This is a genomic window from Actinoplanes palleronii (genome assembly GCF_016862315.1).
In the GTDB taxonomy this organism is placed as follows: domain Bacteria; phylum Actinomycetota; class Actinomycetes; order Mycobacteriales; family Micromonosporaceae; genus Actinoplanes; species Actinoplanes palleronii.
Map to the genome: position 1 here is coordinate 48,099 of NZ_BOMS01000120.1, position 13,855 is coordinate 61,953.

A 13,855-nucleotide genomic window follows, 5' to 3' on the forward strand; every position below is an offset into this window, starting at 1 on the left:
GTAGCCGGATCCGCGGGTCATGGCAATAACCTTCGCCCCCCTTGCGAGTTGTGAAGGAAACCTCCATTCTCAACGGATCGACGTATAGAGGGGCGTTGATGATCAAGCTGTGGTTCGCACTGCCGATCTGCGCGATCGCCTGCGTGGTGGCCGGCTCGCCGGCCGCCGCCGTGCCCGCGAGCGCACCGGCGGTCACCCCCGCTGACCTGGTGTTCCGCCACGACGTGCTGCGCGCCGGGACCGCCCGGCAGGCCGGGCTGCGGCCGGAGCCGATCGCCGCGCTGCCCGGTCTCGCCGCGTCCTACCTGGCGCCGACCCCCGATCACCCCGACCACCCGGCATACGCGGGGGCTGCCGTGCTCGCCGCTCACCATGGGATCGTGGTGTCGCGGTTCGCCGTCGGTGACGCGGTCCGGTATACGGCGGACGCCGGCGGGATCGTCGAAATGCCCCCGGACCAGCGTGTTCCGGCCCGTACCGACACGCTGTGGGACCTCGCCTCGATCTCCAAGTTGTTCACCACGATCGTGGTGCTGCAGCAGGCCGAGGCCGGTCGGGTCGACCTGGACGCGCCGGTCGCGAGCTTTTTGCCGGAGTTCGCGGCCGGCGGCAAGGACGCCGTCACGGTCCGACATCTGCTGACCCATACGTCCGGGCTGCCGCCGTTCTTGCCGTTCTACTCGCGGTACGCCACGCCCGCCGAACGGTTCGCCGCCGCGCTGACCACCCCGGTGGTGGCCGGCTCCACCCCGGGCGGGCAGTACGCCTACTCGGACATCGGGCTGATCGCGCTCGGCGTGCTGGTCGAGCGGATCACCGGCCGATCACTCGCGGACGTGGTCCGGGACGGGGTGACCGGTCCGCTCGGGATGGGCGACACCGGCTACACCCCCGGGCCGGCCCAGTTGGAGCGGGTCGCGGCGACCGAGTACCAGCCGTACGTGAAACGGGGTGTGGTCCGGGGTTCGGTGCACGACGAGAACGCCTGGTCGCTCGGGGGCGTCGCCGGGCACGCCGGGGTCTTCTCCACCGTCGACGACCTGGCGATCCTCTGCCAGACGCTGCTCGACGGCGGCAGTTACCGGGGCCGGCGGATTCTGTCCGAGGCGATGGTCCGGGCGGCGCTGGTCAACTACAACGCCGACCTGCTGCCGCGGTTCCCGGACAGCGCGCGGGGGCTGGGTTTCGAGCTGGCCAAGCATCTCTACATGGACGGGATGGCGTCGCCGGTCACTTTCGGCCACACCGGGTTCACCGGCACGTCCGTGGTGATCGACCCGATCGACCAGTCGTTCCTGATCCTGCTGAGCAACCGGGTGCACCCGGACCGGGGCTGGGGCACGAACACGGTCGCCCGGCGCGCGCTGGCCCGGGCGTTCGCCGCCGCCCACCCGATCCTCGCCGGGCCCGGCGGTGGTGAGCCGTGGCGGACCGATCGGCGCGACAGTGCCGCCATGACGCTCACCGCACCGCTGCGGCGCGCGGCCGGTGATCAGGCGCACGGTTCATTCCTTCTCTGGTACGACACCGAGCCCGCCGCCGACACGCTCGCCCTGGAGTCCTCGCCCGACGGCGTGACCTGGACGCCCGTGCCGATGACCCTGCGCCCGGCTCGGCCCGCGCGCACCGGCGGCGACGTGTTCACCAGCGACGGCACGCTGACCGGCTTCGGTGGCCGTCGCTGGTGGCGGGTCACCGCCGACGTGCCACCCGGCACCACCGCGCTGCGCCTGGCCTATCGCACCGACTCCGCCGCGCAGGGCCGCGGCGTGCTGCTCGACCAGCTCCGCGTGGTGGAAGCCGGCGCGACCCTCGTCGACAGCCGGACCACGTTCGCCGCCAACGGCTGGACCAACTCACAGGTGGGAGCGGAGACATGAGTTCTGCCATCAGCCGGCGCGGGCTGCTCCAGGGCGCGGCCGGTGTCGCCGCCGCGAGCGCCCTGGGCGGGTGCGCGATGGGCGGCGCCGACGACGACGGCACCACACCCGATGCCAAGGGTTCGACCAGCGCCGACAACCCGCTCGGTGTGAAGGAGGACGCGCCCCTCGAAGTGGTCATCTTCAACGGCGGCTTCGGCGAGGAGTACGCCAAGGCGCACGAGGCGATGTACGAGCAGCGCCACCCGCAGGCGCACGTCAAGCACTCGGCCACCCAGCAGATCGCCGAGACGTTGCAGCCCCGGTTCGTGGCCGGCGACCCGCCGGACGTGGTGAACAACTCCGGCGGCAGCCAGATCGACTTCAACGGCCTGGTGTCGCAGGGCGCGCTCACCGACCTCGGTGAGCTGCTCGACGCGCCGAGCCTGGACGACCCGGCCAAGAAGGTCCGCGACACCCTGCTGCCCGGCATCGTCGACGTCGGCTCGTACGACGGCACGTTCCTGTCGCTGAACTACGCCTACTCGGCCTACGGCATCTGGTACTCGCAGAAGCTCTTCGACGCCAAGGGCTGGGAATACCCGAAGACCTGGGACCAGATGATCGCGCTCTGCCGGACGATCAAGGCGGCCGGGATCGCGCCGTGGACCTATCCCGGCGTGCACGCCCGCTACCTGAGCTGGGCGATCCTCGCCTCAGCCGGCAAGCTCGGCGGCCTCGACGTGATCAAAGCGATCGACAACCTGGAGCCGAACGCCTGGAAACACGACGCGGTGAAAACGGCAGCCGAGGCGTACTACCAGCTCGCCGTCGACGGATTCCTGCAGCCGGGCGCCGAGGGCATGGACCACATCCAGTCGCAGACCGAGTGGTGCCGGGGGCACGCCGCGTTCCTGTCCAACGGGTCGTGGCTGGAGAACGAGCAGAAATCGGTCACCCCGCCGGACTTCCGGATGGCCGTCGCGCCCACACCCAGCCTGACCACGAGCGACACGATGCCGTACGAGGCGTTCCGCGGCACCGGCAGCGAGCCGTTCATCGTGCCGGCCAAGGCCAAGAACGTCCGTGGTGGCCTGGAGTACCTGCGGATCATGCTCTCCCAGAAGGGCGCCGCCGACTTCACCCGCAAGGTCAGCAGCCTCACCGCCGTGCAGGGTGCCAGCGCCGGCATCCCGCTCGGCCCCGGACTCACCTCGGTGACGAAGCTGATCGACGCGTCGAAGGGCAGCGCGTTCACCTGGCTGTACTCGTCGTACTACCGCAAGCTGGAGCGCGAACGGGTCAACGCCGCGTCGCTCGAGCTGTTCACCAAGCGGATCACCGCGGCGCAGTGGTGTGACAAGGTGCAGAAGTCCGCCGACGAGTTCGCCAAGGACCCCGCGATCAAGAAGTACAAGCGGGCCTAGGTGCGTGGCAAACGGCTGTTCATCGCCGTCTTCCTGATCCCCGGCCTGCTGCTCTACGCGCTGTTCGTGGTCTCGCCCTACGCGCAGGCCTTTCAGATCTCCGGGACGGACTGGAGTGGGCTGTCACCGTCGTACGAATTCATCGGTCTGGAAAATTTCCGTCGTCTCGTCGGCGATGGCTATTTCTGGAACGCGCTGCGCCACAACGGACTGCTGCTGGTGCTGCTGCCGGTGGCGACGATCCTGCTCGGGCTGTTCTTCGCCTCGATGATCAGCGTCGGTGGCCGCGCGGACCGGGTGGGTGTGCACGGTGTCCGCGGCGCCGGCTTCTACCGGGTCGTCTACTTCTTCCCGCAGGTGCTGTCGGTGGCGATCATCGGCGTGCTCTGGAAGGAGATGTACGCCCCGCACACCGGCATGATCAACGGCCTGTTGCGCGGTGTGGGGCTGGACGGTCTCGCGGTCGCCTGGCTCGGTGACCCGCGGTTCGCGTTCTGGTGCGTGCTGACCGTGCTCATCTGGATGAACGTCGGCTTCTACGTGGTCCTGTTCAGCGCCGCCATGCAATCAATACCCCGTGACCTGTACGAAGCGGCCCTGCTCGACGGCGCGACCCGGCTCACCACGCTGGTCCGGATCACCGTGCCGCTGGTCTGGGACACCATCCAGGTGGCCTGGGTCTATCTGGCGATCGTGGCCATCGACGGTTTCGCCATCGTGCAGATCATCACGGACGGCGGGCCCAGTTCGTCGTCGGACGTGGTCGGGCTGCGGCTCTACAAGACCGCGTTCGCGGACGGCCAGTTCGGTTATGCCTCGGCGATCGGCGTCGCGATGTTCTTCCTGACCCTGACGGTCGCCGCGATGTTCCTGCGGGTCACCCGCCGCGACCGGGTGGAGTTGTGAAGGGCCGCTCGGTCCCGGCGCTCTCCCACCTCTTCCTGATCGTGTGGGCGCTGCTGACCACCCTGCCGCTGGTCTGGGCGGTGCTCAGCTCGTTCAAGAGCGACAACGAGATCCTCACCGACCCGTGGAGCCTGCCGTCCCGGCTGCGCTGGGAGAACTGGTCCCGCGCCTGGAACGACGCCCACATCGGTCAGTACTTCCTGAACAGCGCGATCGTCGTCACCGGCGCGCTGACCCTGACCATGCTGTTCGGCGCGATGGCAGCCTACGTCCTGGCCCGCTATCCGTTCCGCGGTCACCGCGTCGTCTACTACCTGTTCGTCGGCGGCATGATGTTCCCGGTCTTCCTGGCGCTGGTGCCGCTCTTCTTCGTGGTCCGCAACCTGGGTCTGCTCGGCACCCTGCCCGGCCTCACCCTGGTCTACGCGGCCTACTCGCTGCCGTTCACGGTCTTCTTCCTCACCGCGTTCTTCCGCACCCTGCCGACGTCGGTCGCCGAGGCCGCGCAGGTCGACGGCTGCGGCCACTTCGGCCTGTTCTTCCGGGTCATGCTCCCGATGGCCCGCCCCGGCCTGGTCGGCGTCGGCATCTTCAACTTCCTGTTCCAGTGGAACCAGTACGTCCTCCCGATCGTCCTGATGCAGGGCGAAGGCGCGGAACGAAAGTGGGTCCTCGCGCAGGGCCTGACAGCGCTGGCGGTCAACGAGGGCTACCGAGGCGACTTCAGCGGCCTGTTCGCCGGCATGACCATCGCCATGCTCCCGGTGATCCTCGGCTACCTGCTCTTCCACCGCCAGGTCCAAAGCGGCCTGGCCGCAGGTCAACTGCGCTGATGGTACGAAGGGACGCGCGTCCGCCCGCAGGCCACAAGCCCCGCCCCGCCCGTGAGGCCCCGCCAGGCCCGCCCCACCCCGACCGCCCCGCGCCTCCCGGCCCGCGGCTGGCTGCGCGACGCCCGTCGCCACTCCAGACCGCCGCGCGCTTCCGGGTCCGTGGCTGGTGCTCAGGGGTGCCTCCCGGGCATTGAGGCACCCCTGAGCCCCAGCCGCCGACCTCCCGCTGGCGCCACGGCCGGCCCCACGACGGCAACCGCCGGCGGCGCTCGCCCCGGCGGCGCTCGCCCCGGCGGCCCGAGCTGCGGCAATACCACGATGCGCGCTCGCCAAGACCGCCCGGCGAGCAACGGTGGTGGTTATGGCGGGCTCGTGACCACGATGGGCGCTCGCCGAGCGGCGGCGGGTGCTTCCCAGCCGCCATAACGGCCGCCATAGCCAGCCGCAACCGCCGGGCTGGTTCTAGCGGCCCTTATGGCGCTCGGATAGCGGCCGCCACGGCCAGCCGCGGTCGCCCGGCTGGTGCTGAGGGCCGTTATGGAGGGCGGATAAGGGCACTCAGGGCCAGCTGGAGCCTTCCGGCTGGTGCTGAGGGCTGTCATAGGCGGGGCTGAGGGGGCCGTGAGGGCCAGCCGGGCCGTGACGCGCGCTGGTACCGCCCCGGGACGCGGAACATTGCGGGCACCACGACGTACCGTGTGCTCGCATCGCCCCCGACGACCCGGACCGGACCACCTGCCGGGAACACCGCCCACCTCGCGGGACGACCGCGCCCGGCTGCGGTCGCGACCGGCGCAGCGGACTGCGACCACCGGCTTCCTCGCCTGGCAAGCCCCAGCCACCCACCACGACCGGCGCAGCGGACCGCGACCACCGGCTGCCTTGCCTGGCAAGCCCCAGCCACCGATCACAACCGGCCCAGTGAACCGTGACCCGGCACCCGCTGGCACCTGCCGTCAGCCGAGGCCGGCGGCTTGCAGGGAGTGCGGGTGCCCGGAAGTTCTGATCTCGTGCGCCACCTGCAGGACCAGGTTCTCCGCCGCGGCGAAGCCCGGGGCGTGACCGAGGTACTCCCGGCGCGCGTCGGAGCGGGGCCGGGCCACGACCGGGGTCGGCTGGCTGCCGTTCTTGCGGGCGCTCGCCACGAACGGTGTCGCCGCCAGCGAGCAGAGCCACCACGCCCAGTACCAGAGCAGGACCGGCGACACCAGGACCACGCAGATCAGGGACAAGACCAGGGCGAGCAGGCCGATGATGTTGTCCCCGGCGTCGGGGAGGAACAGCATCTTGCTGACCCGGCGCGGCAGCCACGGCCGCCAGGCCACCCGCCGCCGGAAGACCTGCCAGGTGCTGCCGTCCGGCGCCTGCACCACCACCGATCGCATCGATCGCCCCCTTTTGTGCCGCGGGCCAGGCTATCGCCCGTCACGGACCACCGCGGAGCCAGGCTCGACCTACGCATGACGAGTGCGTCGGTTCAGGCGGTTAGGTTGGGCGGGCGATGTGCGTGCTCACCGTCGTACCGAAAAGGGGTTTTTGTGCGGGTGCTCTATGTCAGTGACCTTGGGTATGAGGCGCGGGGGCGGCGGTATGGCGACGAGGACATCTATCTGACCGGGCGGCTGCGGGAGGGCTTTGACCTGGCCATCTGCCATCCGCTCGACGCGCGGGCGTTGATGGCCGATTTTGACGTGGTGGTCGTGCGCAACAGCGGTCCGGTGCTGGCCTACCAGGCGGAGTACGACGCGTTCCGGGCCGCTGCGATCGAGGCCAAGGTGCGGGTGTTCACTGAGCTCAGCGGCAAGGGGGACATGGCGGGCAAGCAGTATCTGCTGGACCTGTTCGCGGCCGGCTTCCCGGTGATCCCGACCGTGGACCGGCTCGCGGATCTGGGGCTGCTGCCGGTGACCGATTCCTACGTCGTCAAGCCGATGTTCGGTGCGGACTCGGTCGGGCTGACGTTCGTCGATCGGGCGGGTCTCGACCGGCTGACCATCAACGGTCTGCTGGTGCAACCGCGGATCGACTTCCGCTACGAGGTGTCGTTCTACTTCGTCGGCCACGAGTTCCAGTACGCCCTGTACGCGCCGGACCCGGACCAGCGGTGGCTGCTCGAACCCTACGAGCCCACGCCCGCCGACCTGGTCTTCGCGCAGCGCTTCATCGACTGGAACGGCATCCGGCACGGCATCCAGCGTGTCGACGCCTGCCGCACCCGCGACGAAGCGTTGCTGCTGGTCGAGCTGGAAGACCTCAACCCCTATCTCTCCCTGGACCGGATCAGCCCGGCGGCCCGCGACCGGTTCGTGCGCAGCATGGCGGCCGGGATCGAGCGGCTCGCCGAGGTCTCGCCATGAGCGCGATCCCCGCACCCACCGACCGGCTCGCCTTCCGGCAGATGACCGCGGATGACCTCGACGACATGGCCGCACTGCTCGGCGACCCGGTCGTGATGCGCCACTACCCGCGCCCCAAGACCCGCGACGAGGCGCTGGCCTGGATCGAGTGGAACCAGCGGCTCTACCGGCAGGCGGGCTTCGGGCTCTGGCTGGTCACGCTCCGTTCCACCGGCGCGTTCGTCGGCGACTGCGGTCTGACACCCCAGGAGGTCGACGGGACCGTCGAGGTCGAGGTGGGCTATCACGTCCGGACCGATTGTCAGGGTCAGGGGTACGCCAGCGAAGCGGCCGCCGCCTGCCGCGACCACGCGCGCGACGTGCTCGGCTCGCCGCGGCTGATCGCCATCATCGACCCGGCCAACCGGCCGTCCCAGCGGGTCGCCGAGAAGATCGGCCTGAGTCACGAGCGCGACACGGTCTACCGCGCCACCCAGCCGGTCCGGATCTACGCGGCGGCGTTATGACCCGCCGAGCCGGCTGGTGAGCCGCCCCCGGATGTGGCCGATCAGCCGGGACAGGTCGCGGCAGTAGACCGACGGGTGCCGGAACCCGGAACCGGGCGTGTACCGGTGCGCGTAGTGCCCGCCCCCGCACACCTGCACGACCGGGCAGCTCAAGCATGTGGCGGCCAGCGCCCGTACCCCGATCTGCCGGGCCGCCACGGCCGGGTTCCGCAGCGCGTCGTCGAGGTCGTTGGCCCAGACGCTCAGCCCGGTCTCCGGCGCACCCGGGTACGTCGTCTTCAAGCTGTCGGTCTGCTGCAGTGAGCCGTCCGAGTCGACCACCAGGAATGCCGCCGGGCTCAGCCCCACCTGCTCGCACCGGCTGCCGCCACCGAGCAGCAGGTTGATGATCTCCTCGAAGAGCACCACCCCGGTCTCCCGGGCAGGCGCGTCGAACCAGCGATCGAAAACGGCCATCAGCCAGTCGGCGTAACCGTCCGGCCCGAGCGGCGGCTGCGCCCAGTTCGCGTGCGGCAGCAGCAGGTCGATCCGCGGCGGCCGGAACTCCAGCAGCGCCTCGTACGTGGCGACCGGGTCGTTGCGCAGATCGACCACGCAGAGCACACCGCTGAACAGGTCCCGGTGCTCGTCCCGGCTCAGCAGGCGCAGACCACGGACGGCGGCCGCGTGGCTGCCACGCCCGTCCGGATAACGCCGATGCCGGTCGTTGCCGATCGCGTCGCCGTCGAGGCTCACCCCGACGCGGATCCCGGCGGCCCGCAGCGCGTGCAGCATCGGCTCGTCCAGCAGCACCGCGTTGGTCTGCAGCGACAGGTCCACGGTCACGCCGTCCGGCACGGCGGCCCGCAGCTCCGCGGCGATCGCGGTGATCCGGTCGGCCCCGGCGAGCAGCGGCTCCCCGCCGTGCAGCACCACCCGGATCCGGCCGAGGCCGTGCCGGGTCACGTGGTCGCCGATCCGGGTCGCGGCCCGGGCCACCGTCGCCGGGGTCATGAACACCGGCCGGTCCCGCCAGGACTGGTCCGGCGAGCTGTAGATGTAGCAGTAGTCGCAGGCCAGGTTGCACCGCTGGGCGATCTTGAGGATGAACTCCTGGAACGGGACCGGCCGCCAGCCGGCCGCCTCGAGCTCGGTCACGGCGAGGAGGTCACCGGGCCACTCGCCCATCCATGTCCTCCGCCGGTTCCGCAGCACTGCCCGAGCCCGCGTCGCCGCGTCTCCGCCGGAGACGATAGCAACCGGTGACGATGCCGCTGGTCAGACGATGTCCGCTCAGGCGAACAGCTGGGTGCCGTACCGGGTCACCACGAGCAGGGCCAGCGCGAGCAGCCAGATGGTGACCGCGAGCGCGTCGAGGTCGGTGGCGATCGCCGACCGCAGCGCCGGGCTCAGCCGGGCCGGGACCGGCAGGTTCCCGTCCCGCAGGTTCACGTGGGTCAGCGTCGCGAACACCAGTGTCGTCGAGACGGTGACCAGCAGGCACCACGGGCACAGCGCCCCGATGTGGAACATCGCCTGGTAGAACAGCCAGTACGCGAAGAGCACGCCGAGCGTGTAGACGCCCTGCGCCGCGCACATGAACCAGCGCGGGAAGCGCACCCCGCCCAGCGCGGCCACCGCGATCGTGATCACCACGGGTTCGGCGACCAGGCCGAGGAACGCGTTCGGGAAGCCGAACAGCTGCGCCTGCCAGGACTGGGCGACCGTGCCGCAGCTGATCACCGCGTTGATGTCGCAGGACAGCGCGGTGTGCGGGTCGGCGGCCAGGCGTACCGCGTCGACGGCGAGCACGAACGAGGCGAGCAGGCTCAGGCACGCGGAGAACAGCATGGTGCCGAAGATCCAGCCGTTGGTGTGCCGGAGCCGGCGCACCGCGATCACTGCGTACCCGTCGCTGCGTTGATCGCCTGGGTGAGCGGCCCGGCGGTGTAGAGGTCGCCGGTGAAGGCCGTGCCGTTGATCCGCACGGTGGGTGTGCCGGTGATCCCGGAGTCGAAGGCGGCCTCGGTCGACCGCGCGATCCACGGCTCGAAGATCCGGTCCGGGAACACGTCGACGACCTGCTGCGGCACGCCGGCCTGCTGGGCGAGTTCGGCGATCCGGGCATCGGTCAGTCCGGACTTGCCCTCTTCCGGCTGGTTCGCGAACAGTGCGGCGCTCAGCGCGGAGAGCTGCGCGGGCGCCCGGTCGGCCACCGTGACGACCGCGTTCGCCGCCCGGGTCGAGTAGCGCGAGCCGTCCGACATCCGGTCCAGGAACGCCAGCGGGTGCAGTTCGAGACGGACCGTACCCGCCGCGACCAGCTTGTCGATCTCACCGCTGTCGGCCCGCTCGAAGCGCCCGCAGTAGGGGCACATGTAGTCCAGGTACACCTCGAGCCGCACCGGCGCGTCCGCCTGCCCGACGGTCAGCGCTCCGCCCGCGGTGGCCCCCTGCGGCACGACCAGCGCGCCACCGCTGCCGTCGCTGCCGCCGGCCGCGTTCACCACGGTGATCACGATCGCCAGCAGCAGTCCGGCAATGATCACTGCTCCGCCGATCAGGACCGGTCGCCGCCGGCCCCGTTGCGCCGCGATCGCCTCCTGCGCCTTCCGCAGTTCCCTGGACCGATCCCGCGCCTGCCCACCCACCGGCTCCACCCTCTCGCCGCGCCCGTTCTGTCACGGTTCAGCGTGCTCAAGAGCGGGCGAGGGGACCATGGCGAGAGGTCCGGACATGAGGGGACTTTCGACCCGTGGTCCTCCGTCGGAGCAGGGCGCGGAACTGAGCCGTCGCCGGAACACGAGCGGGCGGTCTAGAGCGACCAGACCGTGCGTACAGAATCGGCCAAAGCAACGCCCTGCCGGAGCCCCGCGCGGACCGAGACCGGCCGCCGCGTCGGGTCCATGAAGTTGCTCCCGAACGCCTCGAGCGACGCCTCGTCCGGCTCGATCAGCAGGCTCTTCGCGGCACCGGCCGCGGCGATCTCGTCGTGGATCCGATCGCGCCCCAGCATCGCCAGCGGCGCGATCACCACCAGCCGCTCGGCACCGGCGGCCAGGTCGGCGGCCGCACCCAGCCGCACCCCGCCGTCCATGTAGCGCCGCCCGTCGATGGTGACCGGCGGCATCATCCCGGGCACCGCGCAGCTCGCCGCGACCGCGCTGAGCAGCGACACCCCGGACTCCGCACCGAGGGCCACGTCCCGCCCATCGGCAGTGTCCACGACCACCAGCCGCAGGTCCCGCGCCGGCCAGTCCCGGACCGGCAGCAGCGGCTCCATCCGGGCCAGATACGCCTGCTCGTCCTGGGTGCTCGCGGCCAGCGCCATCGCACCCACCCGCGCGCGGGCCTGCTGGGCCGGCACCGACGGGTCGACGAGCACCGCCATCGCCGCCAGCCACTGTGCATTACCGCGACCCCGGCCGCCGGACCGCGCCGGCGCGACCTCCTGCTCCTGCTGGGCCACCGCCGCCTCCAGGTCGATACCGGCCGCGACCACGGTGCCGACGACGGACCCGGCCGACGTACCGATGATGGTGTCGGCATCACTGAGGGTGACACCGGCGCGCTTCAGGCCGCAGAGCAGACCGAGATGCCAGGCGATGCCGGTGACGCCACCACCGCCGAGAACAAGAGCCTTCGTCATGATCCAGACGCTAACGACCCGCCGCGGGCGCGACAACCCCGGCAAGCCACCTCCCGATCCGCGGTCCGCTCCGCACTCTTTGCTACGAGGGGGAGCGGGCGGGGTGTCGCTTTCGGTCAGTGGCGGCCGCTTGTGGGTGTCCCGGCGGTGCTCGCGGTCAGTCGCCGTTCGGTTCTGCCTGTTCGGCGGTGCCTGCCACGAGTCCCGCCTCCGCTGCCGCGACCAGTGCCTCCTGCAGCACCATGCGTTCCGGGCGTCCGGACTGCCGGGCCACCGTGGCGACGTCCTCGAACTCCGGCGTGACCTGCAGGATCACCCCGCCTCGCGAACCCACCTTGACCGCCACCCGCCCGCCCGGCACCCGCACCGGCACGAACCGCCGATCCAGCGGCGTCTTGATCCGCGCCGACTCCCGCACCCCGAGCGTGCTGGTGCTCGCGAAGATGTAGCCCCGCAGCTGTTCCGCCAGCTCCGGCGCGCACAGCACCGACAGCGTGTGCGCGGGCCGTCCCTTCTTCATCAGGATCGGCACCAGCCAGGCGTCAGCCGCCCCGGCTGCCATCAGCCCCGCGAGCACACCCGGCCACAGCCTCGGGTCGAGGTCGTCGACATTGGCCTCCAGCAGCAGCGCCGTTTCCACCCGGTGGCTGCCGTCCGTCTGCGGCCCGGCGCCTTCCTGCGGCCCGGCCTTCTCTGCCGGCCCGGCGGTTTCCTGCGGTCGGGCATCCGTTGTCGGCCCGGCGGCTTCCTGCGGTCCGGCCTTCTCTGCCGGTCCGGCGGTTTCCTGCGGTCGGGCATTCCTTGTCGGTCCGGCGGCCCGTGCCGATCCAACGATCACTCGCACGACGTTGGCCCGCCCGGCCCGGTCCCGCCCGCCGGCGCCGACCCCGACCGACTCCACCGTCATCGTCGGCAGATCCCCACATTCCGCTGCCAGTGCCCGAACCAGCGCCATCCCGGTCGGCGTCGCCAACTCGCCAAGCGCGCCCAGCTCACCCGGCCCGCCCGCGGACACCCGCCATCCGATCGCCAGCTCCGCCACCGCCGGAACCGGAACCGGCAACTCCCCGTGCGCCCCACGCACCCGCCCCGAACCGACCGCGACCGGCCCGGCGGACACCGAGACGATCCCGAGATCGTGCAGCGCGGCGCAGCACCCGACCACGTCGGCGATCGCGTCGAGCGCCCCGACCTCGTGGAAGTGCACATCGCCGACATCAATGCCGTGCACCCGGGCCTCGGCCACCGCGAGCCGTGCGAACACCGCGATCGCCCGTTCCCGGACCACCTCGGCCAGCTCCGCCGCCTCCAGCAGCGCCCGCAGGCCCCGCCAGTCCCGGTGCGGCGGTTCGGCCACGAGCACCTCGACATACGCCCGCCCGGCCCGCAACCCGGCCCGCTGCACCTCACCGAACCCGATCCGCACCGCCCCCGGCACCACCGCGTCGACCGCCGCCTGCACCCGTTCGACCCGTGCCCCGGCATCGAGCAACGCCCCGAGCATCATGTCCCCGGCCACCCCAGCCGACACATCGATCCACGCATGCCGCCCGCTCATGCCGGTCCGCCCGGTCCGCTCGGTCCGCCCGGTTCGAACGGCGCGGCGATCTGCGCGGCCAGATGGCCCGCGCCGTACCCATTGTCGATGTTGACCACGGCGACACCCGGCGCGCAGGCATTCAACATCGCCAACAGCGGCGCCAATCCGCCGAAGGCGGCGCCGTAACCGACCGAGGTCGGCAACCCGACCACCGGAACGCTGATCAATCCGGCCACCACGCTCGGCAGCGCGCCGTCCATGCCCGCGGCGACCACCACGACCCGGGCCCGGCGCAGCAGCTCCAGCCGGGCGAGGATCCGGTGCAGCCCGGCCACCCCGACATCGACGACCAGCTCGGTGGGCCGCCCCAGATAGCGCGCGGTCAGTTCGGCCTCGCGGGCGGCGCGCAGGTCGGAGGTTCCGGCCGCGACCACCACGACCAGCCCGCCGGTCGGCGCCGGGGGAGTGGCCGGCCAGGCGAGCAGCCCGGCGTCGGCGTCGTGCCGAGCATCCGGCAGCTCGGCCAGCACGGCCGCGGCATGCTCCGCGTCAGCCCGGGTGAACAGCGTAATCACATCCGGTCGTGCACGGACCCGGGCAGCGATGCCACCCACCTGCCGGGCCGTCTTGCCCGCGCAGTAGACCGCCTCCGGATAACCCCGCCGGGCAGTCCGACCGAGATCCAGCTCGGCATAGTCGATGACGCCACCGCCCGCCTCGGCATCATCACCTCGGGTGGCAGGGCCGCTGCCGGCGGCCTCGGCCGCGCCATCTGCTTCGGTGGTCCCGGCGGCGCTGT

At 71.3% G+C, this 13,855-nt stretch carries 13 protein-coding genes; 6 read left to right on the forward strand and 7 right to left on the reverse strand.

Annotation, left to right across the window (positions count from 1 at the left end):
• The first annotated feature begins 98 nt into the window (after window positions 1-98).
• The 4 genes from Apa02nite_RS36260 to Apa02nite_RS36275 are packed head-to-tail and all read left to right on the forward strand — an operon-like array spanning window position 99 to window position 5,025.
• Window positions 99-1,880, forward strand: coding sequence for a serine hydrolase domain-containing protein (locus Apa02nite_RS36260; RefSeq protein ID WP_203829071.1), 1,782 nt, complete (start codon window positions 99-101; stop codon window positions 1,878-1,880).
• Entirely contained in the window at window positions 1,877-3,286 is a 1,410-nt protein-coding gene (ngcE, locus tag Apa02nite_RS36265; protein WP_203829072.1) for an N-acetylglucosamine/diacetylchitobiose ABC transporter substrate-binding protein, read from the forward strand. The genes Apa02nite_RS36260 and ngcE overlap by 4 nt, the downstream gene beginning before the upstream one ends.
• A complete protein-coding gene (locus Apa02nite_RS36270; RefSeq protein ID WP_067697139.1) occupies window positions 3,287-4,192 on the forward strand; it encodes a carbohydrate ABC transporter permease in 906 nt (301 codons plus the stop codon).
• Window positions 4,189-5,025: a carbohydrate ABC transporter permease gene (locus Apa02nite_RS36275; RefSeq protein WP_203829073.1), complete on the forward strand. Its 837-nt coding sequence runs from the start codon at window positions 4,189-4,191 to the stop codon at window positions 5,023-5,025. Before Apa02nite_RS36270 ends, Apa02nite_RS36275 begins: the two co-directional genes overlap by 4 nt.
• Before the next feature lie 956 nt (window positions 5,026-5,981).
• Here Apa02nite_RS36275 and Apa02nite_RS36280 read toward each other — a convergent pair.
• Window positions 5,982-6,410 (reverse strand): hypothetical protein, encoded by a 429-nt coding sequence (locus Apa02nite_RS36280; RefSeq protein ID WP_203829074.1) that lies wholly within the window; start codon window positions 6,408-6,410, stop codon window positions 5,982-5,984.
• Between the two features lie 153 nt (window positions 6,411-6,563).
• Between Apa02nite_RS36280 and Apa02nite_RS36285 the strand changes: the two genes are divergently transcribed.
• Complete coding sequence (locus Apa02nite_RS36285) at window positions 6,564-7,382, forward strand: ATP-grasp domain-containing protein (protein ID WP_203829075.1); 819 nt, start codon at window positions 6,564-6,566, stop codon at window positions 7,380-7,382.
• Window positions 7,379-7,888, forward strand: coding sequence for a GNAT family N-acetyltransferase (locus Apa02nite_RS36290; RefSeq protein ID WP_203829076.1), 510 nt, complete (start codon window positions 7,379-7,381; stop codon window positions 7,886-7,888). Before Apa02nite_RS36285 ends, Apa02nite_RS36290 begins: the two co-directional genes overlap by 4 nt.
• Here the strand turns inward: Apa02nite_RS36290 and Apa02nite_RS36295 are convergent.
• The 6 genes from Apa02nite_RS36295 to larB all read right to left on the reverse strand — a co-directional run bounded on the left by Apa02nite_RS36295 (window position 7,883) and on the right by larB (window position 13,757).
• Window positions 7,883-9,055 carry an FxsB family cyclophane-forming radical SAM/SPASM peptide maturase gene (locus tag Apa02nite_RS36295; protein WP_203829077.1) on the reverse strand — a complete coding sequence of 391 codons (1,173 nt, stop codon included), beginning with the start codon at window positions 9,053-9,055 and terminating at the stop codon, window positions 7,883-7,885. The two genes, Apa02nite_RS36290 and Apa02nite_RS36295, sit on opposite strands and share 6 nt — an antisense overlap.
• A gap of 105 nt (window positions 9,056-9,160) precedes the next feature.
• Window positions 9,161-9,769, reverse strand: a complete 609-nt coding sequence (locus tag Apa02nite_RS36300; RefSeq protein WP_203829078.1) for a vitamin K epoxide reductase family protein — start codon at window positions 9,767-9,769, stop codon at window positions 9,161-9,163.
• Window positions 9,766-10,518: a DsbA family protein gene (locus tag Apa02nite_RS36305; RefSeq protein ID WP_203829079.1), complete on the reverse strand. Its 753-nt coding sequence runs from the start codon at window positions 10,516-10,518 to the stop codon at window positions 9,766-9,768. The genes Apa02nite_RS36300 and Apa02nite_RS36305 overlap by 4 nt, the downstream gene beginning before the upstream one ends.
• Before the next feature lie 164 nt (window positions 10,519-10,682).
• Complete coding sequence (locus tag Apa02nite_RS36310; protein WP_203829080.1) at window positions 10,683-11,516, reverse strand: patatin-like phospholipase family protein; 834 nt, start codon at window positions 11,514-11,516, stop codon at window positions 10,683-10,685.
• Between the two features lie 157 nt (window positions 11,517-11,673).
• Window positions 11,674-13,074, reverse strand: coding sequence for a nickel pincer cofactor biosynthesis protein LarC (larC, locus tag Apa02nite_RS36315; RefSeq protein WP_203829081.1), 1,401 nt, complete (start codon window positions 13,072-13,074; stop codon window positions 11,674-11,676).
• The gene (gene larB, locus Apa02nite_RS36320; RefSeq protein ID WP_203829089.1) at window positions 13,071-13,757 is read right to left on the reverse strand and encodes a nickel pincer cofactor biosynthesis protein LarB; all 687 of its coding nucleotides are present in this window, start codon (window positions 13,755-13,757) and stop codon (window positions 13,071-13,073) included. The genes larC and larB overlap by 4 nt, the downstream gene beginning before the upstream one ends.
• Window positions 13,758-13,855 lie beyond the last annotated feature (98 nt).